The 21,422-nt window shown below is 67.5% G+C and carries 15 protein-coding genes; 8 read left to right on the plus strand and 7 right to left on the minus strand.

What is annotated here, in order from left to right; genetic code table 11:
• Positions 1-70 precede the first annotated feature (70 nt).
• The 4 genes from G3I17_RS03770 (at position 71) to G3I17_RS03785 (ending at position 5,029) form a co-directional block, all read left to right on the plus strand.
• Positions 71-1,828, plus strand: coding sequence for an ABC transporter substrate-binding protein (locus tag G3I17_RS03770; protein WP_164593935.1), 1,758 nt, complete (start codon positions 71-73; stop codon positions 1,826-1,828).
• A gap of 86 nt (positions 1,829-1,914) precedes the next feature.
• Entirely contained in the window at positions 1,915-2,928 is a 1,014-nt protein-coding gene (locus G3I17_RS03775) for an ABC transporter permease (protein WP_164593938.1), read from the plus strand.
• Entirely contained in the window at positions 2,925-3,950 is a 1,026-nt protein-coding gene (locus G3I17_RS03780) for an ABC transporter ATP-binding protein (protein WP_164593940.1), read from the plus strand. Before G3I17_RS03775 ends, G3I17_RS03780 begins: the two co-directional genes overlap by 4 nt.
• Before the next feature lie 14 nt (positions 3,951-3,964).
• Positions 3,965-5,029 carry a dipeptide ABC transporter ATP-binding protein gene (locus tag G3I17_RS03785; protein WP_164593942.1) on the plus strand — a complete coding sequence of 355 codons (1,065 nt, stop codon included), beginning with the start codon at positions 3,965-3,967 and terminating at the stop codon, positions 5,027-5,029.
• Positions 5,030-5,068: 39 nt separating this feature from the next.
• On the opposite strand, the gene G3I17_RS03790 is transcribed toward G3I17_RS03785, so the two are convergent.
• The 3 genes from G3I17_RS03790 to G3I17_RS03800 form a co-directional block, all read right to left on the minus strand.
• The gene (locus G3I17_RS03790) at positions 5,069-8,542 is read right to left on the minus strand and encodes a hypothetical protein (protein WP_164593944.1); all 3,474 of its coding nucleotides are present in this window, start codon (positions 8,540-8,542) and stop codon (positions 5,069-5,071) included.
• Positions 8,543-8,620: 78 nt separating this feature from the next.
• Positions 8,621-9,802, minus strand: a complete 1,182-nt coding sequence (locus tag G3I17_RS03795) for a hypothetical protein (protein ID WP_164593946.1) — start codon at positions 9,800-9,802, stop codon at positions 8,621-8,623.
• Positions 9,799-10,323, minus strand: a complete 525-nt coding sequence (locus tag G3I17_RS03800) for a SigE family RNA polymerase sigma factor (RefSeq protein ID WP_164593949.1) — start codon at positions 10,321-10,323, stop codon at positions 9,799-9,801. The genes G3I17_RS03795 and G3I17_RS03800 overlap by 4 nt, the downstream gene beginning before the upstream one ends.
• A gap of 207 nt (positions 10,324-10,530) precedes the next feature.
• Between G3I17_RS03800 and G3I17_RS03805 the strand changes: the two genes are divergently transcribed.
• From G3I17_RS03805 to G3I17_RS03820, 4 genes are all read left to right on the plus strand, one after another.
• Positions 10,531-11,367 carry an MIP/aquaporin family protein gene (locus G3I17_RS03805; RefSeq protein WP_164593951.1) on the plus strand — a complete coding sequence of 279 codons (837 nt, stop codon included), beginning with the start codon at positions 10,531-10,533 and terminating at the stop codon, positions 11,365-11,367.
• 27 nt (positions 11,368-11,394) lie between these two features.
• Entirely contained in the window at positions 11,395-12,912 is a 1,518-nt protein-coding gene (gene glpK, locus G3I17_RS03810) for a glycerol kinase GlpK (protein ID WP_164593953.1), read from the plus strand.
• A gap of 121 nt (positions 12,913-13,033) precedes the next feature.
• Positions 13,034-14,695: a glycerol-3-phosphate dehydrogenase/oxidase gene (locus tag G3I17_RS03815; protein WP_164594223.1), complete on the plus strand. Its 1,662-nt coding sequence runs from the start codon at positions 13,034-13,036 to the stop codon at positions 14,693-14,695.
• Between the two features lie 149 nt (positions 14,696-14,844).
• Positions 14,845-15,663 (plus strand): GNAT family N-acetyltransferase, encoded by an 819-nt coding sequence (locus G3I17_RS03820; RefSeq protein WP_164593955.1) that lies wholly within the window; start codon positions 14,845-14,847, stop codon positions 15,661-15,663.
• A 33-nt stretch (positions 15,664-15,696) separates the two neighbouring features.
• Here G3I17_RS03820 and glpK (G3I17_RS03825) read toward each other — a convergent pair whose 3' ends face one another.
• From glpK (G3I17_RS03825) to G3I17_RS03840, 4 genes are all read right to left on the minus strand, one after another.
• Positions 15,697-17,205 carry a glycerol kinase GlpK gene (gene glpK, locus G3I17_RS03825; protein WP_164593958.1) on the minus strand — a complete coding sequence of 503 codons (1,509 nt, stop codon included), beginning with the start codon at positions 17,203-17,205 and terminating at the stop codon, positions 15,697-15,699.
• Positions 17,206-17,284: 79 nt separating this feature from the next.
• The gene (locus G3I17_RS03830; RefSeq protein ID WP_164593961.1) at positions 17,285-18,043 is read right to left on the minus strand and encodes an IclR family transcriptional regulator; all 759 of its coding nucleotides are present in this window, start codon (positions 18,041-18,043) and stop codon (positions 17,285-17,287) included.
• Between the two features lie 60 nt (positions 18,044-18,103).
• On the minus strand, positions 18,104-20,629 hold the full coding sequence (locus G3I17_RS03835) for an FtsX-like permease family protein (RefSeq protein ID WP_164593963.1): 2,526 nt from the start codon (positions 20,627-20,629) through the stop codon (positions 18,104-18,106).
• A complete protein-coding gene (locus tag G3I17_RS03840) occupies positions 20,629-21,387 on the minus strand; it encodes an ABC transporter ATP-binding protein (protein WP_164593965.1) in 759 nt (252 codons plus the stop codon). Before G3I17_RS03840 ends, G3I17_RS03835 begins: the two co-directional genes overlap by 1 nt.
• Positions 21,388-21,422 lie beyond the last annotated feature (35 nt).

The following is a 21,422-nucleotide window of genomic DNA, read 5'->3' on the forward strand; positions in this document are numbered from 1 at the left end:
ACGACCAATTAGCTCCCGGCAGTCTCGCCGAGGCTGAGTAGAAGATGGAAGAAGGGGTGGATCGGAAACGATGAACACCAGACGACTGCGAACGGCGATCGCCGCGGCAGCAGTACTCGCCCTCGGCCTTTCGGCCTGTGGCGGCGGCTCCGACGACACCTCGAGCGGAGGAACCACTGGGGCCAAGGCGGAATTCAACGCCGGCCTGGAAAAGGTGTTCAACCCTTCTGACAAGAAGGGCGGCATCATCAAGATGGCCGACGAGAGCGTGCCGGACTCCATGGACCCGGCCGACACCTACTACGGCAGCAACTGGAACATGGTCCGGAACTACGTGCGGACGCTGACCATGTTCGAGATCGGTCCCGGTAAGACCAGCGACAACGTGGTCCCCGACCTGGCCGAGAGCCTGGGCAAGACCGAGGACCAGGGCAAGACCTGGACCTACAAGCTGCGCAAGGGTGTCAAGTTCGAGGACGGCACCGAGATCAAGGCGCAGGACGTCAAGTACGGTGTCGAGCGGTCGTTCGACAAGGAGATCTACCCCGACGGCCCGACCTACTTCAACGACATGTTGGACTGGCCGGCCGCCTACAAGGGTCCGTACAAGTCCAAGGGCATGAACGTCGACTCGGCGATCTCCACGCCGGACGACTACACGATCGTCTTCCACCTGAAGAAGGCGTTCTCCGGCTTCGACTACGTGCTGACCACGCCGCAGGGTGCTCCGGCCCCGGCTGCCAAGGACACCGGCGCGAAGTACAAGGAGCACGTGATCTCCTCGGGTCCGTACATGTTCTCCGACTACCAGGAGGGCAAGAGCTACACGCTCGTCCGCAACCCGAACTGGAGTGCGGACACCGACCCGAACCGCAAGGCGCTGCCGGACGGTTTCCAGGTCTCGATGAACGTCAACGCCGAGGACATCGACAACCGGATCACCTCCGGTGACCTCGACATCGCGATCACCGGTACCGGCGTCACCACCGCCAGCCAGAGCCGGGTACTGAGCAACCCGGACCTGAAGGCGCGGGCCGACAACCCGACCCTGGCGCGGACCTGGTACACCTCGATCAACCCGACGGTGAAGCCGTTCGACAACATCGAGTGCCGCAAGGCGGTCATGTACGGGATGGACAAGACGGCCTACCAGACCGCTTACGGCGGCGCGTTCGCCGGTGGCGACCTGGCCAGCAGCATGATGCCGCCGATCATTCCGGGCTACGCCGCGAGCGACGTGTTCCCGACGCCGGACGGCAAGGGCGACCTGGTCAAGGCCAAGGAAGCACTGGTCGCCTGTGGTCAGCCGAACGGCTTCTCGACCCAGATCTCCTACCGGATCGAGCGTCCGAAGGAGAAGGCGGCCGCCGAGGCGTTCCAGCAGCAGATGGCCAAGATCGGCATCAAGCTGACCCCGAAGGGCTACCCGCGCAAGGACTACTTCTCGACCTACGCCGGCAACCCGCCGTACGTGGTCAAGAACAACCTGGGTCTGGTCGTCAACGGCTGGGGCGCGGACTGGAACGACGGCTTCGGCTTCGAGTCGCAGATCTTCGACTCCCGCGTCATCCGTGACACCGGTGGCTCCTCGAACACCAGCGTCCGGATCCCCGAGGTCGACAAGTTGATCGACGCCGGGCAGAACGAGCTGGACAAGACCAAGCGCGAAGCCTACTGGGGCCAGATCGACAAGCTCGTGATGGAGCAGGCCGTCGTCTACCCGGGTGTGTGGGCCAAGAGCCTGCTGCTGCGCAGCAAGAACCTGACGAACGTCTTCGTCAACGCGCAGTACGGCATGTACGACTACGTGAACATCGGCAAGCCGTAAGTCAGCATCCAAACCTGTTAGGTAGGTGAAGGCAGAGGTGGCCGGCCCGGCGGAATCCGCCGGGCCGGCCACCGGCGCCATCGGTCGTGGTCACATACATCATCAGGCGCCTGATCGCCGCAGTCGGGCTGCTGTTCGTCATCAGCATCATCACGTTCGCCATCTTCTTCCTGGTGCCGCGGATCGCGGGCGCCGGGCCGGACACGATGGCCGCCCGGTACGTCGGGCGTACCGCCACGGCCGACACGGTGCACGCGACGGCGGTGCGGCTCGGGTTCACCGACCCGATCGCGGTGCAGTACGGGAACTGGGCGAAGGGCATCTTCGTCGGCGCGGACTACGACATGGGCACGTCGATCGACCACTGCCCGGCACCCTGCCTGGGGTACTCCTTCATCAACCGGGCGCCGGTCTGGCCCGACCTGCTGGATCGAATACCGGTCACCTTCTCACTGGCCATCGGTGCCGCGGTGCTGTGGCTGATCAGCGGTATCGGTACGGGTGTGCTGTCGGCCCTGAAGAGGGGCTCGATCTTCGACCGGGCGGCGATGACGGTCGCCCTCGCCGGTGTTTCGATGCCGATCTTCTGGACCGGCCTGATGGCGCTGGCGATCTTCGCCTACCAGTTGCAGATCTTCAAGGGTGGTGGGTCGTACGTCCCGCTCACCCAGAACCCGATCCAGTGGGTCCAGGGCCTGTTGCTGCCGTGGATCACGCTGGCGTTCCTGTTCTCCGCGCAGTACGCCCGGCTGACCCGCGCGGGCATGCTCGAGACGATGAACGAGGACTACATCCGGACCGCCCGGGCCAAGGGGCTGGCCGAGCGTGATGTCGTGGTCAAGCACGGGCTTCGCGGCGCGCTGACCCCGATCCTGACCATCTTCGGCCTGGACTTCGGCCTGCTGATCGGTGGCGCCATCCTGACCGAGAAGGTGTTCAGCATCAACGGTCTGGGCATGTACGCGGTCACCGCGATCAGTGACCAGGACATGCCGAAGGTGATGGGTGTGGTCTTGGTCGCGACCGTCTTCATCGTGTTCGCGAACCTGATCGTGGACCTCTTGTACGCCGTCATCGACCCGAGGGTGCGAGCCAAGTGACTACCGAACCGTTCCTGCAGGTGCGGGATCTCAAGGTGCATTTCCCGACCGACGACGGCCTGGTCAAGTCGGTCGACGGTCTGTCGTTCTCGGTCGACCGGGGCAAGACGCTCGGCATCGTGGGCGAGTCCGGCTCCGGCAAGAGCGTCACCAGCCTGTCGGTGATGGGGCTGCACAAGCGCGGTACGGCGCGGATCTCCGGTGAGATCGTGCTGGACGGGATGGAGCTGGTCAACGCCACTCCTGACGAGGTCCGGGCACTGCGTGGCAAGCGGATGGCGATGATCTTCCAGGACCCGCTGTCGGCGATGCACCCGTACTACACGGTCGGCCACCAGATCATCGAGGCCTACCGGGTGCACAACAAGGTCACCAAGGCCGTTGCGCGCAAGCACGCGATCGACATGCTCGACCGGGTCGGCATCCCGGAGCCGGACAAGCGCGTCGACGCCTACCCGCACCAGTTCTCCGGCGGTATGCGGCAGCGCGCGATGATCGCGATGGCGCTGTCGTGCGACCCCGACCTGCTGATCGCCGACGAGCCGACCACGGCGCTCGACGTCACCGTGCAGGCGCAGATCCTGGACCTGATCCGGGACCTGCAGCGCGAGTTCAACTCGGCCGTCATCATCATCACCCACGATCTCGGCGTGGTCGCCGAGCTCGCCGACGACATCCAGGTGATGTACGCCGGCCGCGCGATCGAGTACGGCACGGCCGAGGACATCTTCGACCGGCCGCAGCACCCCTACACCTGGGGTCTGCTCGGCTCGATGCCGCGGATCGACCGGGAGCGGACCGAGCGCCTCATCCCGATCAAGGGCTCGCCGCCCAGTCTCATCAACGTGCCGTCCGGGTGTGCGTTCAACCCGCGGTGCAACTACGCCGCCCTGAACGAGGGTGCAAGTGAGACCGATCGGCCGGAGCTTCTGGACATCGGCGCCGGGCACAAGGTGGCTTGCCACCTGACCCCGGCGAAGCGCCAGGAGATCTGGGACACCGAGATCAAGCCGAAGCTGTGACGGAGCGACCCACTGTGACTACTGCTGAAACCGAACCGGTCACGCCTGCCCTGGCAGATGGCGAGAACCTGCTCGAGGTGACGAATCTGACCAAGCACTTCCCGATCCGGCGCGGCCTGCTGCAGCGCCAGGTCGGCGCGGTACAGGCCGTCGACGGCCTCGACTTCACGGTCAAGAAGGGCGAGACGCTCTCGCTGGTGGGGGAGTCGGGCTGCGGCAAGACCACCACCGGCCGGCTGCTCACCCGGCTGCTCGAGCCGACCGCGGGCAAGATCGTCTTCGAGGGCCGCGACATCTCGCACATGTCCGAGGGCAAGATCCGGCCGCTGCGCAAAGACATCCAGATGATCTTCCAGGACCCGTACGGTTCGCTGAACCCGCGGCACACGGTCGGCAAGATCGTCGGCGCGCCGTTCCACCTGCAGAAGGTGAAGACGGAGGGCGGCACGAAGAAGGCCGTCCAGGAACTGCTCGAGCTGGTCGGCCTGAGCCCGGAGCACTACAACCGCTACCCGCACGAGTTCTCCGGCGGCCAGCGGCAGCGCATCGGTATCGCCCGCACGCTCGCCCTGCGACCGAAGCTGATCGTCGCCGACGAGCCGGTCTCCGCGCTCGACGTGTCGATCCAGGCCCAGGTGGTCAACCTGCTGGAGGACCTGCAGAACGAGTTCGACCTCACGTACGTGATGATCGCCCACGACCTGTCGGTGGTCCGGCACGTGTCGGACCGGGTGGCGGTCATGTACCTGGGCAAGATCGTCGAGATCGCCGACCGAATCAGCCTCTACGAGAAGCCGATGCACCCGTACACGGTGGCGCTCCTCTCGGCCGTACCGATCCCCGACACCAAGCGCAGAGGCAAGCAGGAACGCATCCGCCTCGAAGGCGACGTCCCCAGCCCGATCAACCCGCCACCGGCCTGCCGCTTCCACACCCGCTGCTGGAAAGCCCAGGACATCTGCAAAACAGTAGAACCACCGCTGCTCCAGCTGGCCCCCGGCCACCAAGCAGCCTGCCACTTCCCAGAAAACCAGTCCGGCGGCGAAGCCCCCAAGAAGGCCACAGCGGCCGCCAGCTAAGCACTCACCTGAAGCCCGGGATCCAACGGATCCCGGGTGTCAGTTTATGTATCCGATGAGCCTTTGCACGGCGGACAAGGGGCTGCTTCCCCTGTCATCCGGATCGATCCGGCGACCGGTCAGATACTCCTCAAGGAAGGGATTGCTTTCTGTGGGCCATGACTCGGCGACGTTCAAGACATCTTCCGGGTCGATACTCGCGAGGACCGACGACCCGAGGTCGTCGAACACGGCGGTTGTGTGTTCCGGCGTGTACCAGTGAGCAGGTCGGACCTTTCGTAGATAGGTCAGGAATTGAGGAGCGAAGTAGTTCTCCCGGAACCTGAGCCCCGGCTCGGCGGCCATCGCGGTGTCGACCGCTTCCAAGAGATCGGTCAGCAGGTCGCTTTCATGGCCTGAGTGCGCCGCCGCTGCAAGCCAGAAGAGAGCTACGACTGTCGTTCCGTCCGCCAGATTGACGTCTCTGATCGCTTCGCGAACCGCTGGGTTGTCCCGCAGGATCGACGGATGGGCGGCGGCCACCGCGGCCAGTTCAGGACCACGGTCGGCGTAGTACATCGAATGGACGGCGTTGAGGAGGGCTTCGACCACCTCGACCGGCAGGTACTGCGCGTCTCGCGACAGCAGCTTCAGGATGTGGACGGCCAGCGCGCCGTTGCTCGTACGCGCCTCCAGACACCTGGCCAGTTCGAGGTACCGGCCAAGGTCAACCGGTAGCAGTTGCCCCAGATAGGGCACTCCGGTATGAGCCGCGCCGATGCTCGCGATCATATTCACGGCGTGCAGGTCGTCCTCTGACCACTCCCCGACGTACGCTCCGGCTCGATGGGCGCTGAAGTAGAGGTCTGCCATCAGCCCGCGGTTTCCGAGCAGCTCAGCTTCGCCGAAGACCCCGCGGTGATCAGTGCTCCGTGCGCACAGCTGAAGGTCAGTCGTGACCGCGGCACCGATGGAGTCGATGACGCTCAACCAGGCCGGCTCATCCAGTCCGACGCGCCAGAGCCGGACATGGCTCTCCCAGTCAGCTCGCTGCCGACTCCCGATGACTGTCGCAGGTCTCACCGGCGTCATGTCGAGCAGCACGCGGAGGAGGGTGAGGTTGGCGGAGTAGGCGGCCCGATGGCGGATCGGGTCGTATGGCGACGGCCTGTAGAGGTCGTCGGGGACGTCCGGCCGCGTCCTCGCCGCCTGGATCAGCTCTGTAATCGTGGCGAGCAGGGTGGTACGACGGGGTTCGTCCAGCTCCCTCGTCAGCTCGACCAGGAAAGTGATGATCGGGCGTCTGCTGCTGAGTGGTTGATGTGAGAGCACCCGGCGCAGGAGCAGATCGTCGAGCTGGGTGGCGCCGAGGGTGAGCTCATCCGCCTCTAACGTCCGGTGGGCGTCGAGGCGCAGCAGCTGTTCGAAGGTCAGTTCGGCGACCAAGTACTCGCCGAAGGTCGCGTGCAAGAACTCGTAGGCGCCGCGTTGCTCCTGGTCGGCCTTGGCGTTGTGGACGAACATGAAAGCGCCGAGAACGCGGTGAGCCTGGCGGAGTGCTGCGGTTTCTGTTGCCTTGTTGGGCTGGGGGAGGAGGGCCGCCAGGTCGGCGTCGAGTTCAGTGTCGGTGAGGTGCTGGCGGCCGCGGTTGAACATGCCGATCGCGGCGAACTGCAACTGCTTGCGCTGCAGGGCTTCCAGGACCTTCTGCTGCCGGGGATCGAGGTCGGTGTCGCGCTTGTCGACGACCTGGCGGCTGATGAAGCGGTCGAGGATCTCCCGGTACAGCTCCGTCTGGGTGAGGACTCCGGCCTCGAGTAGGACCGGACCGACCTCGGCTAGGTAGATGGCGAGGACGAGGAGAAGAAGCGGCTGACAGGCGAGTACCGCGACACTTTCCGGTCTGGTGAGTACCTGGGCCTCCAACGGCTGGTACTCCGATACGTCGCGGTGGGCCGCGTTCCAGGCCGTCAACCAGTGCTCGATCCTGGGCTCGTCGAATTCGCAGAGCTTCAGGATCGGGGTGTTGCGGGGGATGTCGGCATGCTCGGCGACCACCGTCCGGGAGGTGATGATGACCGAGGTCGGTACTCCGAGCGTCCTGGCGCGTTTCTGGAACTCGACGATCTTGTTGAGGTAGCCGGACTGGGTGACGCCGGTGGCCTGGATCAGTTCGTCGAAGCCGTCGAGAAGGATGACCAGCCGGCACTGATGGGTGCAGACGGCTACCGTGGCCGCCCGGCAGTCAGGGCAGTCGCCGCACTCGGCTCGCAGTTCGGCGAGGTCCGCTTGCGGCCGCTGCAGAGTTCGCTGCAGCTCTTTGGTGATCTGTACGGCGAGCTCGTCGTCGGTGTTGACTCTGCGCAGCGGCACCCGGAGGACCGCAAAGGAGTCCGAGGGCAGCTGAGCGGCGAGCACTTCGGTCAGCAGCGACTTGCCGGCGCCGGGGTGGCCGAGAAGGAGAAGTGGAAGCTCAGTGCTGGATTCGTCGGCCAGGTAGCCGGCCAGGTAGTCAACGAGCGATTCTTGCGGGAGGAGGTATCTCCACCAGTCCTCATCAGCCGGCTTGGCCCCGGTATCGGCGACCGCGAGTTGGAAGGCGGGCTCGACGAAGCCCTGCTCGACGGTGGGCGACACCAGCCCGTACGTGCCGGAGCGGACCAGTGGCTCGGTGAGGACCTCTTGCGCCGCGAGGGCGAGTTGAGCGCGGTAGCTCTGGGCCGGCGCTGGGACGCCGCGCAGTACCAGCGGAAGTATCGCTCGCAGTTCACCCAAGGCGGATGCCTCTGCTGCCCGGACGGTCGCGCGGGTGGCGGCGTGCTCATTGAGGGTCACCCAGAGGGCGAACGCCGTCCCTGTGCTGAGGCTGAGCATGCGGCCGCGGTAGACGGTGGCGGCGCGGTCGGTGACGTCTCGGGACAGGGTCGCGGCATTGCCCACGCGGCGCCCGCGTCCACGCTCCCAGGCGTCGAGACCGGCAAAGAACTCGAAACAGGCGGTGGTCAGGCGGCGGTAGTACGGGACGATCCGCTGGTCGAGGTTCTCGAGTACCCCGAACTCGGTGGATGGCAGTGGGACCTCGGTGGCGACCAGGGCTTCGACGAAGGACCGGCCCCTGCCGCCGGTCTGCGGCACGCCGGCCAGGCGTTCCAGGTTCTGCTGGGTCAGCTGGAGGCTGGTGAATGATTCGCCGAGCACCTCACGTAGTGCGTCGAAGTAGGAGGAGAGCACGGTGATCGTGTGGGCCGCCACCACCAGGTCGTACTGGTCGTCCTGTCGGCCGCCCCTTATCCGGGTGATGACCTTGTCGACCAAGGGGCTGAGGAATCTGACCGCTTCGTTCTTCGGGTCGACCAGGCCGAGGAGGGTGGCGGCGGTCAGGCCGATCACCGGGACCGGCGCACCGGCGATCGCCAGGCTCGCTCCGCCCGCCAGGATTGCGCCGCCGAGGACCTTGTCGAGGCCGGCGAGTTTGTTTCGGTCGGGGTCGGCGAGGTCCAGGGCACCGGCGAAGGTGAAGGGCGAGCGGGCCATTCAGGGACTCCTCAGTGCACGGCGAACGGACTGGTCAACCTAGTGGCCGGGACCGTGGAGTTCAACGCCGCGCTGGGGTCAGCCGAAGAGCCAGCGGATGGGGGCGCCGATGGGAAGGGCGAACTGGGCGACGCGGGGTGGGGATTGGGTGAAGGTGAAGGGGGAGAAGGCGCGGACGGTGGTTTCGCAGGTGAGGGATTTGGTGGAGCAGGTGAGGAGGTCGACCGGGGAGTTCTCGGCGGTGGTGCGGAGGCCGACGGCGGTGAAGGTGTCGTCGGCGACCCACTGGCTGAAGATCAGTAGAGGGTGGCCGGCGTGGGTGAAGGTGAGTTCCTTGGCGGTGGCGGTTTGGAAGAGGCGCAGGACGGCGGGGGGTGGGGTGATCTTGTGTGGGTCACTTGTTGCGGTGAGCAAGTACTTTGCCGAGGGGGACAGATAGCCGTACCGGCCTGGGAGAGTGACGCCGCCGAAGGTGGAGAGTTGGTCCTTGACCGAGACTATGGTGCCGTCGTGGGGGTCGCTGACCGGGTTCTGGAGGAGGTACCGGCCGGAAGTGACGGTACTGATCGCGCTCGGCGCCGCGCCGGTGAGTTTCTGCTGCTGCCCGGTGGCCAGTTCCCAGCGGTAGACACCCTTGAAGGTGCCGAAGTAGGCGTAGCCGCCGTCGATGGCGACGATGCGTGGGGCCTCCACGGGGTCGAAGAGCGGGCCGCGGGCGTTGCCGAGGGGGGTGCGGACGATCTCCCGCCCTGCGGCCACGTCGTAGATCACCGACTCGCTGCGGTCGTTGAAGTCCTCCACCCAGCCGACAAGGTTGCCGTGGTTCGCGGCGGTCAGCGGGGTCAGCTCGCCGGGGTAGCCGGCGAGCTTGCGTACTTGTTTGCCGTCGGCAAGGAAGAGGCCTTCTTCGCCGGTGGCGGTGAAGACGAAGCCGGTGTCGGTCTGGACGAAGGCGTTGATCTTCTTCGGTGCGATCGAGATGACGTCCTTGCCGTAGTGGATCTCGCTGCCGGTCGCGTAAGTGGCGCGGCGTTGGGCGAAGGACGGGGTGGCCGGGGCTGGCTCGCGGCCGGACGGTTTGAACAGCGTGAGTCCACCGGCCAGGACGGCGAGCGTGACCATCGCAGTACCGGTGATCACCACCACCCGACGGCGGCGGATCCGGCGGTCGCCGGTGGTGATGATCGCGTCGAGGTCGAGGCCCGGCGGCTGGGCGCGGTCCGCGTGCTCGGTCAGGGTGTCCTTCAACAGGTCGGTCATTCCGTCATCCCCGCCTTGTCCATGATCTGATCCGCGTCGGCGCCGAGCCGGGCGCGGAGTTTCTTGAGGGCGTCGGAGACCTGGCTCTTCACCGTGCCGATCGAGCAGTCGAGAAGCTCGGCGGTCTGGGCCTCGGTGAGGTCCTCGTAGTACCGCAGCACGACCGCCGCGCGCTGGCGAGGCGGAAGCTTTCTGAGTTCGTCCCACAACCAGAGCCGGGCGGTGGCGTCCTCGGTGGCAGCCGCTTGCTCCGGTACGTCGTCACGCGGCCGCTCGGCGTGCCAGGCCTTGCGGCGCCACCAGGTGATCGCGACGTTGGTGATCGCCTTGCGGGTGTAAGCCTCCGCGTTGGCCGGATCCCGCAGTTTGTGCCAGGCGACATACGTCTTCGTGAGCGACTCCTGGACCAGATCGTCGGCCAGACCACGATCACCGGCCAGCAGGTAGGCGTACCGATACAGCGCCCCGTGCCGGGCGGTAGCGAACTCCACGAACGCACTGGAGTCCTTTCCGTCGGCCATCTTGTCTCCCTCACGCGCTGGTCGGTCTACTGCCCACCTTGACGCCCTGACGCCGTCAAACGGTTGGGTGTCCGCAACCGGAGTGTCGCAATCGTGTGGCAGGGTGGAGGCGTTCGACAATGTCGAACGAGTGGCGTTGTGCCGCCTCGCTAACGCTCCTACATTCCAGTTCTCCGTGGTCGTCACGGGGTGGAAGGGAGATCAAGCATGGCTACGACCGAGGCGGTCAAGGCGAAGACCCTTCTGGGGGAGTGCTCCGCCGAGCTCGCCGGTACGTTCATCCTGATCCTGTTCGGCTGTGGCGTGGTCGCGCAGGTGGTCGGGGGTGGGATCGGGGACCACGACTCCATCGCGTGGGCCTGGGGACTCGGTGTGACACTGGGTATCTACGTGGCGGGCCGGATGACCGGCGCGCACCTGAACCCGGCGGTGACGATCGCGCTGGCGGCGTTCCGCGGGTTCAGCTGGAAGAAGGTGCTGCCGTACTCGGTGGCACAGTTCCTCGGAGCGTTCCTGGCGGCGCTCGTAGTTCGCTGGAACTACACCGAGGCACTGCACAAGGTCGACCCGGGCCTGACGATCAAGACCCAGGGCGTCTTCTCGACGCTGCCCGGGAACGGCAGCATGGATCTCGGCGTCCACATGTGGGGCGGTTTCCGGGACCAGATCATCGGTACGGCGATCCTGATGATGGTCATCCTGGCCATCACCGACCTGCGCAACACCTCCCCGGCGGCCAACCTGGCCCCGCTCATCGTCGGCCTGCTGGTGGTCGCGATCGGGATGGCTTGGGGCACCAACGCCGGCTACGCGATCAACCCGGCGCGTGACTTCGGGCCCCGGCTGGCGTCCTTCTTCACCGGCTACGGGGGAGCGTTCAAGGATCAGTTCGGGGATATCTATTTCTGGGTGCCGATCGTGGCACCGATCATCGGCGCCCTGATCGGCGCGTTCCTGTACGACCTGCTGGTCGGCCGCAACCTGCCGATCGCGGACGAAGACGAGGAGCCCGGCCGCATCCCCGAGGGCGAGACCACCGCATGACCCTGCAGCGTGAGGAGAGGAAAATCCATGGCTGACTTCGTAGGTGCCGTCGACCAGGGCACCACGAGCACCCGCTTCATGATCTTCGACCACTCCGGCAACGAGGTGGGCAAGCACCAGTTGGAGCACTCGCAGATCCTGCCGCAGGCGGGCTGGGTCGAGCACAACCCGGTCGAGATCTGGGAGCGCACCAGCTCGGTGATCCGGACCGCGCTGAACGCGCAGGGGCTGCATGCGAGCGACCTGGCGGCGCTCGGCATCACCAACCAGCGCGAGACGGCCGTGGTCTGGAACCGCAAGACCGGCCGGCCGTACTACAACGCGATCGTCTGGCAGGACACCCGGACCGACCGGATCGCCTCCGCGCTGGAGCGCGAGGGCAAGGGCGACGTGATCCGGCAGAAGGCCGGTCTGCCGCCGGCGACGTACTTCTCGGCCGGCAAGGTGCAGTGGATCCTCGAGAACGTCGACGGGGTCCGGGAGGCCGCCGAGGCCGGTGACGCCGTCTTCGGCAACACCGACAGCTGGCTGCTGTGGCACCTCACCGGCGGGACGGAAGGCGGCGTTCACGTCACCGACGTCACCAACGCCAGCCGGACGATGCTGATGAACCTGGAGACGCTCGACTGGGACGACGAGCTGATCTCGTTCTTCAACATCCCCCGGCAGATGCTGCCGGAGATCCGTCCGTCGTCGGACCCGAACAAGTACGGCGAGACGCTGGTGAACGGTCCGCTCCAGGGCGTCGTGCCGCTCACAGGTGACCTCGGCGACCAGCAGGCCGCGACCGTCGGTCAGGTCTGTTTCAAGCCGGGCGAGGCCAAGAACACCTACGGCACGGGCAACTTCATGTTGCTGAACACCGGCACCGAGCTGGTCCGCTCGAAGGCGGGTCTGCTCAGCACGATGGCCTACAAGTTCGGCGACGAGGCTCCGGTCTACGCGCTGGAGGGATCGATCGCAGTCACGGGCTCGGCCGTCCAGTGGCTCCGGGATCAGCTCGGCATCATCTCCGGCGCGGCCGAGGTCGAGACACTCGCCCGGCAGGTCGCGGACAACGGCGGCGTGTACTTCGTACCGGCGTTCTCCGGCCTGTTCGCACCGTACTGGCGCTCCGACGCCCGCGGCGCGATCGTCGGGTTGTCGCGGTTCAACACCAACGCTCACCTGGCGCGAGCGACACTGGAGGCGATCTGCTACCAGAGCAAGGACGTCGCCGACGCGATGGAGAAGGACTCGGGCGTCAAGCTCGAGGTCCTCAAGGTCGACGGCGGGGTGACGGCGAACGAGCTCTGCATGCAGATGCAGGCCGACATCCTCGGCGTCCCGGTGAGCAAGCCGGTCGTCGCGGAGACGACCGCCCTCGGAGCGGCGTACGCGGCCGGCCTGGCGGTGGGGTTCTGGAACAACACCGACGAGCTGGTGCAGAACTGGAACGAGGACAAGCGCTGGAACCCGGAGTGGAACGACGAGCAGCGTGCCGAGGGGTACAAGGGCTGGGAGAAGGCCGTCCAGCGCACCCTCGACTGGGTTGACGTGGATTAAGGCAGTAGCGCTCCGCGTTGGGTAGTACGAGGGCATTAGGTAATACGAGGGAACGACGGAAGGAACAGAAGTGGGCGCAGTGGCACTGTCACCACAGGCAAGGACCGACGCCATCGAAGCGATGGCGGACGGCCGGGAGCTGGACATCCTGGTGATCGGTGGCGGGGTGGTCGGCAGCGGGTCGGCGCTCGACGCCGCGACCCGGGGGCTGACCACCGGACTGCTGGAGGCTCGTGACTTCGCGAGCGGTACCTCCAGCCGGTCCAGCAAGCTGGTGCACGGTGGCTTGCGCTACCTGGAGATGCTCGACTTCCGTCTCGTGCACGAGGCGTTGCAGGAGCGTGGGCTGCTCCTGCAACGCCTGGCACCGCACTTGGTGAAGCCGGTGCCGTTCCTCTACCCCCTGCAGCACCGGTGGTGGGAGCGGTTCTACGCCGGCGCCGGCGTCGCCCTGTACGACGCCATGGCGCTCAGCTCGGGCTACGGCGCGGGCCTGCCGATCCACAAGCACCTGACCCGGCGCGGAGCCATGCGGCTGGCCCCCAGCCTCAAGAAGTCGGCCCTGGTCGGCGCTCTCCAGTACTACGACGCGCAGGTCGACGACGCTCGCCACACGATGGAGCTAGCCCGTACTGCGGCGTCGTACGGCGCCCATGTCGCCAACCGGGTCAAGGTGACCGGCTTCCTGCGACAGGGCGAGCGCGTGACCGGCGTCCAGGCGAAGGACCTGGAGAGCGGGCGCGAGTTCGAGGTGCGGGCCAAGCAGGTCGTCAACGCGACCGGGGTCTGGACCGACGACACCCAGGCGATGGTCGGCGAGCGCGGGCAGTACCACGTGCGCGCGTCGAAGGGCATCCACCTGGTCGTACCGAAGGACCGGATCCAGTCCAGCACCGGGATGATCCTGCGGACCGAGAAGTCCGTGCTGTTCATCATCCCGTGGGGCCGGCACTGGCTGATCGGTACCACCGACACCGACTGGAACCTGGACAAGGCCCACCCGGCCGCGACCAGCAAGGACATCGACTACCTGCTCGACCACGTCAACTCGGTACTGGTGACGCCGTTGACGCGCGAAGACGTCGAGGGCGTGTACGCCGGGCTCCGACCCCTACTGGCGGGGGAGTCGGAGAGCACGTCGAAACTCTCGCGCGAGCACGTCGTCGCGCACGCCGCCCCCGGGCTCGTGGTGGTTGCCGGTGGCAAGTACACGACGTACCGGGTGATGGCGAAGGACGCGGTCGACGCGGCCGCGAACGCGCTCGACGGCCGGGTGCCGAAGTCGGTCACCAAGAACACACCGCTGGTCGGCGCCGACGGGTACCACGCGATGTGGAACCAGCGTCAGCTGATCGCGCAGCGCTCGGGGCTGCACGTGGCCCGGATCGAGCACCTGCTCAACCGGTACGGCGCACTCATCGACGAGGTGCTCGAGCTGGTCGCGAAGGACCCGTCGCTGGGCGAGCAGTTGCCCGGCACGCAGGATTACCTCAAGGCAGAGGTCGTCTACGGAGCCACGAACGAAGGCGCCCGGCACCTGGACGACGTACTGGCCCGCCGGACCCGGATCTCGATCGAGGCCTGGGACCGCGGCGTGGAGGCCGCCGACGCGGCGGCTCGCCTGATGGCCCCGATCCTCGGCTGGGATGAGAAGACGATCGAGCGGGAGGTCTCCTTCTACCAGCAACGAGTCCAGTCCGAACGCGACTCCCAGGACCAGCCCGACGACGAATCCGCCGACAAGGTCCGCCTGGAAGCCCCGGATATCGTCTCCCCGGCCTGACCCGCACTGCTCGAAGGAAGCCCCGAAGGCGAGCCCCTGGCCTTCGGGGCTTCCGCGGCTACCCATCTCCGGATCTCGGGCTACCCATTTCCGGGGCCGAGACCGTTGTCCTGGGCAAGTAGTGCTGCCGGCTCGCTACAGTGGCCGGTATGGATCTGGTGGAGCTGGCCGAGGTTGTCGAGGCCAATCTGATGTTCAAGATCACCGCGATCGAGCCGTCCTTGCTCGAGCGACTGGGGATCACCGGCCGCCGGTTCGGGCGGGGGATCGCGCTCTCGTTGCGCAACGACCCGTCGCAGTACTGGTCGAGGGTGCAGGGGCTCGGGCTCGACGGGCCGGTGACGGCGGAGCTGATCGGTGAGGTCGTCGACTTCCACCGCGCCGCTGGGACGCCCGCCGCCCACTTCCACCTGCCGCCGGCCGTGCTGCCGGCCGACTGGGATGACATCCGGGAGACGTACGGGCTCGAACCGGGTGGCACGATCGTGAAGCTGCTCCGGGACGATGCGCCGGTTGAGCCCGCCGAGTCATCACTGCGCATCGGTCCGGTCGACCCGGCTGACTCCGACGGCCACCGGGCGTGGGCCGACATCCAGATCCTCGCGTTCGAGATGCCGGATCCGGAGGGACTGCTGGCGGAGATGCTCGCGGCGCTCACCGTCGTACCGGGCTTCCAGGCGTACGGAGCCTGGGACGGCGACAAGTTGGTGGCGACCGGTGGCCTGTACGTCGAGGATGAGGTCGGCGAGTGCGTGAGCGCGTCGACCCTGCCGGAGTACCGCGGCCGCGGAGCCCAGTCGGCGCTGATCGCCCGGCGGGTGCAGGACGCGCTGGCTGCAGGCTGCAAGTGGGTCTCCACCGAGACGGGCAAACCGGCCGAGGGGGAGCAGAACCCGTCGCTGGACAACATGCAACGGGCCGGCTTCAAGCCCCTGTACGACCGCCAGTCCTGGGTCTGGAGGCCCTGAACCGGCTGGCTTCCCTGAACCGGAAGGGGCCGCTCACTGGTCTGGGCGGATCCAGCCGAAGGTGCGCTGGACTGCTGCCTGCCAGTTGGCGTACTCCGTGGCGCGTCGGTCGGGGTCCATGTGGGGGAGCCACTGACCGGCCCGGTGCCAGTTGCTCCGCAGGCCTTCCAGGTCGGGCCAGTAGCCGACCGCCAGGCCTGCGGCGTACGCAGCGCCGAGTGACACCGTCTCGGTGACCATCGGCCGGACCACCGGTACGTCGAGCAGGTCGGCGAGGAACTGCATCAGCAGGTTGTTCGCCGTCATGCCGCCGTCGACCTTGAGCGCCTTGAGCGCGATACCGGAGTCCGCGTTCATCGCGTCGACGACCTCGAGCGTCTGGAAGCCGGTCGCCTCGAGTACCGCCCGGGCCAGATGGCCTTTGGTGATGTACGAGGTGAGACCCGCGATCACCCCGCGCGCCTCGCTGCGCCAGTGCGGCGCGAACAGCCCGGAGAACGCGGGCACGATGTAGGCGCCGCCGTTGTCCTCGACCGTCCGGGCGAGCGTCTCGATCTCGGCGGCGGTGTGGATCAGCCCGAGCCCGTCGCGGAACCACTGCACCAGCGAGCCGGTGACCGCCATCGACCCTTCCAGCGCGTACGCCGCCGGCTCCGACCCGATCTGGTAGGCGACCGTGGTGAGCATGCCGTGGGTCGACCGGACGATCTCCTTGCCCGTGTGCAGCAACAGGAACGATCCGGTCCCATACGTGCACTTGGCCTCACCCGCGCTGAAGCAGGTCTGGCCGAACAGCGCGGCCTGCTGATCCCCCAGCGCAGCACCGATCCGTACTCCGGGGAGCACCTCGGTCGCGGTGGCGAAGACCCCCGAGGACGGGCGGATCTCCGGCAGCACGGTTCGTGGTACGTCGAACGCGGCCAGCAACTGGTCGTCCCACTGGAGCGTCTCGATGTTCATCAGCATCGTCCGGCTCGCGTTCGTCACGTCGGTGGCGTGCAGACCGCCCTCCGGGCCGCCGGTGAATTTCCAGATCAGCCAGCTCTCCATCGTGCCGAACAGCACCTCGCCCCGGTTGGCGCGGGCGCGCAGGCCGGGGGTGTGGTCGAGCATCCAGCGCAGTCGGGGCGCGGAGAAGTACGTCGTCAGCGGCAGGCCGCAGAGGTCGGCGAAGCGATCCGGGCCTTCGTCGCCGGCCAGTTCGGTGACGAGGCGGTCGGTGCGGGTGTCCTGCCAGACGACGGCATGACCGATCGGCTCGCCGGTCCGGCGATCCCAGAGCAGGCTGGTCTCCCGCTGGTTGGTGATGCCGATGGCAACGATCTGGGACGGCTCGGCGCCGATCTGCCGGATCGCGGCCGGTACCACCCGGGTGACGTTGCGCCAGATCTCCGCCGCGTCGTGCTCGACCCAGCCCGGCTTCGGAAAGTGCTGCTTGTGCTCCCGCTGCGCCACGGACACCAACCGGCCCCGCCGGTCGAACAGGATGCAGCGCGTCGAGTTGGTGCCCTGGTCGACCGCCGCCACGTATTGCTCGGCCATCAGAGTCCCCTCGCGTCGGCTGGCGGAGTGATGGGGGAGAAGGCCCGCTCGGCGCGCGTGATGGTCGACGAAGCGGAGGTCATCTGTCCTCGCGGAGGTCGCGGCCGATGGCTTCGGCGGTGGCGCGGACCATCGTGATGAGGTCGGTGCGATGACGCAGGCGGCTGTCGCAGATGCGTTCGATCCGGCCGGTGAGGCCGACCGCACCGACGACGAGTCCGCCCAACCCGCGGATGGGCGCGGCGATCCCGGCCAGCTCGACGGTGTGCTCCTCGAACTCCCCGGCCCACCCCTTCGCCCGTACCGCGGTCAGCTCCTCGGCAAGCCGGGCCGGTTCGACGATCGTCCGCGTCGTGTAAGCGTCGAGCTTGCCGGGCCGGGCGGCTCCGCTGGCATCGAACGCGAGCACCGCCTTGCCGAGAGCGCACGCGTGCGGCGGCAACGTAGTACCGACGTCCAGGTCCTGTTCGCTGTCGTCGGGGCGGAAGACGTGGTGCACGACGACCACCTTGCCCTCGACCAGGCGGCCGACGCGGACGACCTCGCCGCTACGGGAGGCCAATGAGTCGGCCCAGTTGATCGCCCGGCTGCGCAACTCGTTCGGATCGAGGTAGGTCTCGCCGAGCCGGCCGAACGCGTCACTGAGCCGGTAGTGCGCGCCGCTGTGGTCCTGCTCCACGAAGCCGACCTGGTGCAGCGTCTTGAGAATGCCGTGCACGGTCGCCTTGGCCAGCCCGAGCGCATTGCCGAGATCGGCGACGCCCAGCCCGTTCGGGGCGGCGGCGAGTAGTCGCAGCACGGCCGCAGCACGTTCGATCGACTGCACGCTGCCCGGCACACCGGCAGGCTACCTGCGATTACGCGTCGTGGCTGCCCTTCGCGGCGGTACCGCCACGCGTCACTCGGCCGCGATCGCCCGCAGCACGTCAAGCTTCGCTGCACGGCGTGACGGCCACACTGCAGCCAGTACGCCGACCACGCCGGCCACCAGTACTGCGATCAGCAACTGGATCACCGGGATGTCGAGCACGCTGAGGCCGTCGTCCCGCATCACGTACTGGACGGCCGCGCCGAACAAGATGCCGACCAGTAACCCCAGCAGGGCTCCGAGCAGGGCGATCGCGATCGCCTCGACCTGGAGCATCCGGCGCAACTGCCGGCCGTCCATCCCGATCGCGCGGAGCAGGCCGATCTCCCGGGTCCGCTCGATCACGCCGAGCGCGAGGGTGTTCACGATGCCGAGCACCGCGATCAGGATCGCGAGCGTGAGCAGCATCGCGATCACGCCGAGAACGATGTCGATCGGCTGCCGCTGGCTCTGCGCGAAGGCCTGCTGGTCGCGGACCTGGACGGCGGGGTAGTCGGTCAACTGGGTCGCGACGGCCCGCCGGACCGTCCCGAAATCGGTGCCGTCGGCAACATCGACGTACAGGGTGCTGTCGGTCGTGCCGCCGCCGGCCTGGGTGAAGGTGGGCTGGGCCAGGATGACGGCGTTGAGCTGGCGGTTCGGGGCGATGATGCCGGTCACCCGGAGCGTCTGCTTGCCGGTCGTCGTGGTCAGCTCGAACGATTTCCCGACGACCAGGTCGAGCTGTTTGGCCAGGTTGCGGGGGATCACCGCCTTGCCGTCCTTCAGGCCGTCCGCCGAACCGGAGTCGAAGCGGGTGGTGATCGGCCCGGCGATGGTGCCGTCGTCGACGCCGGCCACGGTGATCCGGTGACCGGCGATGTCGCCGGGCATCTGCCGGACGCGATGTACGGCGGCGACCCCGGGGACCTTGGCGACCTTGTCGCCGACCTGGCCGCTGAACGGCTCGTCGGCGTTGACCAGCAGTTCGGCGGTGCCGATCGCATCCTGGAGGTTCCGGTTGATTGAAGCCTTCGCCGAAGCGGCGATGACGACCAGCCCGCTGACCAGGGCGAGCGAGATCATCAGGGCCGACGCGGTCGCGGCGGTCCGGCGGGGATTGCGCTCGGCGTTGCGTCGGCCGAGGGTGATCGGGGCCTTGTGGCCGAATGGCGACAAGAGCCCGCGGACGGCGTACCGGCTGATCAAGGGGCTGGTCAGTACCACGCCGAGGAGCGCGATGCCGGCGGCCAGGCCGAGGAGGATCGCCGCGGCCAGGCCTTGCAGGGTGAAGGCGATTGCGACGAGCAGGGCGGTCATCAGCAGGAGGAAGCCGCCGACCGCCAGCCGGAGACGGAGCGAGCGTTCGGGGACGCTGACGTCATCGCGCATCGCCGCGACGGGTGGGAGCTTGCCGGCCCGGCGGGCTGACGGATAGGCCGCGAAGAGGGTGACGCCGATACCGACGACGTAGCAGGCGATCACTGTCGGGGCGCTGATCTGCAGGCTCGAGCCGGGGATTGCCAGGTCGAGGGACTGATAGACGGACTGCAGGGTGGCCGCGACACCTGTACCGAGCAGGAGGCCGAGGGTGGAACCGATCGCGCCGATGATGAGGGCCTCGATCAGGACTGTGCGGGTGACCTGCGCGCGGGAGGCGCCGATCGCGCGGAGCATCGCGAGCTCGCGGGAGCGCTGGGCGACGAGCATCGAGAAGGTGTTGACGATCAGGAAGGTGCCTACGAACAGCGCGATACCGGCGAACAGCAGCAGGATCGCGCTGAAGCCGCCGAAGCTGCTGTCGAGCGCGTTCTCGCCGTCGGCCGAGACCTGCGCGGCGGTCCGGACGCTGACGTCCTGGCCGACGACCTTGGCGATCGCCTGGCTGACTGCCTGCACGTCCTGGCCGGGTTGGACGGAGACGGTGATCGAGGTCCAGCCGGGCCGGCCGAGGAGGAGAAGTTGGGCGGTCGCCGGGTCGAAGGTGATCAGCGGGGCGCCTGCCGACTTGCCGGAGAGGTTGGGGGAGGTGACCGCGGTGAGGGTCGCGGTGATCGCCTTGGCCGGGGTGACGACCTTGACCTGGTCGCCGATCTCGTAGCCCTCGCGCTTGGCGGTCGGCTGGTCGAGGGCGAGTTGCTGCTGACCCCAGGGCGGTTTGCCGTCGATCAGCTGGAAGGTGGCGGTCCGCGGGTCGTGCGGCCAGCCACCGGCGTACGTCGGCAGGCCGAACGCGTCGGTCGGCTTGCCGTCGGTGCCGAGGACCTGGGCGCCCGGGATGAGGACCTGCGGGTCGGTGCCGGCGACGCCGGGGACTTGTGCGATCTGGCTTGCCAGATCCGAGGAGAGCGTTGCCGTGCGGGCGTTGGAGAGGCCGGGGTTGTTCTTGAGGCCGGCCACCGGCGTGACGGTGATGTCGGCGGGGCTACCGGCGAAGTTCTTCTTGAGGGCGGCCGACAGGGTGTCGGTGAAGATCAGCGCGCCGCCGACGAAGGCGACGCCGAGCAGGACGGCGACCGTGCACAGGACGAAACGGAGGGAATGCGCGAGCACCGACCGGAGGCCGAGTTTGAGCATCAGTGGGCCGCTTGGGTGTCGAGCTGCTTCATCTTGTCGAGGACAGAGTCCGCGGTCGGGTCGAGCAGCTCGGACTGGAGCCGGCCGTCGGCGAGGAAGACCACGCGATCGGCGTAGGAGGCCGCGGTCGGGTCGTGGGTCACCATCACGACGGTCTGGCCGAACTCGCGGACCGAGCGATGCAGGAAGTCGAGCACGTCGGCCGACGAGCGGGAGTCGAGGTTGCCGGTCGGCTCGTCGGCGAACACGACCTCGGGGCGGGAGACGAGCGCGCGGGCGCAGGCGACGCGCTGCTGCTGGCCGCCGGAGAGCTCGGAAGGCTTGTGTTTGAGGCGGTCCTGCAGGCCGATCGCGGAGATGACCTGGTCGAGCCACTCCTGGTCGGGCTTGCGGTTGGCGAGGTCGAGCGGGAGCGTGATGTTCTCCAGCGCCGTCAGCGTCGGGACCAGGTTGAACGCCTGGAACACGAAGCCGATCCGGTCGCGGCGCAAGTGGGTCAGCCGCTTCTCGTCGAGCCGCGTGAGCTCGACGTCCCCGAGCATCACCTGCCCGGTTGTCGGCCGGTCGAGGCCGGCCAGGCAGTGCAGCAACGTCGACTTGCCCGAACCCGACGGCCCCATGATCGCCGTGAACCTGCCCTTGCCGAACTCCAGCCCGACATCGGCCAGCGCCTCGACCCGGGTGTCCCCGGACCCGTAGCTCTTCCCGACCCCGACGGTCCGGATCGCCACGGCTTGCTTGACAGCTTTCCCAGTCACGACGCGAACGCTATCCCGCACCAGGTCCGCCCCCT

It is taken from the genome of Streptomyces sp. SID13031, from assembly GCF_010548305.1.
GTDB lineage: Bacteria > Actinomycetota > Actinomycetes > Propionibacteriales > Kribbellaceae > Kribbella.

Excerpts from the sequence above, each read along its gene's own strand:
- G3I17_RS03800 (WP_164593949.1), bottom strand. The coding sequence starts at position 10,323 with ATGGCCGACGGAAAGGACTCCAGTGCGTTCGTGGAGTTCGCTACCGCC.
- glpK (WP_164593958.1), bottom strand. The coding sequence starts at position 17,205 with ATGGCCGAGCAATACGTGGCGGCGGTCGACCAGGGCACCAACTCGACG.
- G3I17_RS03820 (WP_164593955.1), top strand. The coding sequence starts at position 14,845 with ATGGATCTGGTGGAGCTGGCCGAGGTTGTCGAGGCCAATCTGATGTTC.
- G3I17_RS03835 (WP_164593963.1), bottom strand. The coding sequence starts at position 20,629 with ATGCTCAAACTCGGCCTCCGGTCGGTGCTCGCGCATTCCCTCCGTTTC.
- G3I17_RS03805 (WP_164593951.1), top strand. The coding sequence starts at position 10,531 with ATGGCTACGACCGAGGCGGTCAAGGCGAAGACCCTTCTGGGGGAGTGC.
- G3I17_RS03795 (WP_164593946.1), bottom strand. The coding sequence starts at position 9,802 with ATGACCGACCTGTTGAAGGACACCCTGACCGAGCACGCGGACCGCGCC.
- G3I17_RS03770 (WP_164593935.1), top strand. The coding sequence starts at position 71 with ATGAACACCAGACGACTGCGAACGGCGATCGCCGCGGCAGCAGTACTC.
- G3I17_RS03815 (WP_164594223.1), top strand. The coding sequence starts at position 13,034 with ATGGCGGACGGCCGGGAGCTGGACATCCTGGTGATCGGTGGCGGGGTG.
- G3I17_RS03790 (WP_164593944.1), bottom strand. The coding sequence starts at position 8,542 with ATGGCCCGCTCGCCCTTCACCTTCGCCGGTGCCCTGGACCTCGCCGAC.
- glpK (WP_164593953.1), top strand. The coding sequence starts at position 11,395 with ATGGCTGACTTCGTAGGTGCCGTCGACCAGGGCACCACGAGCACCCGC.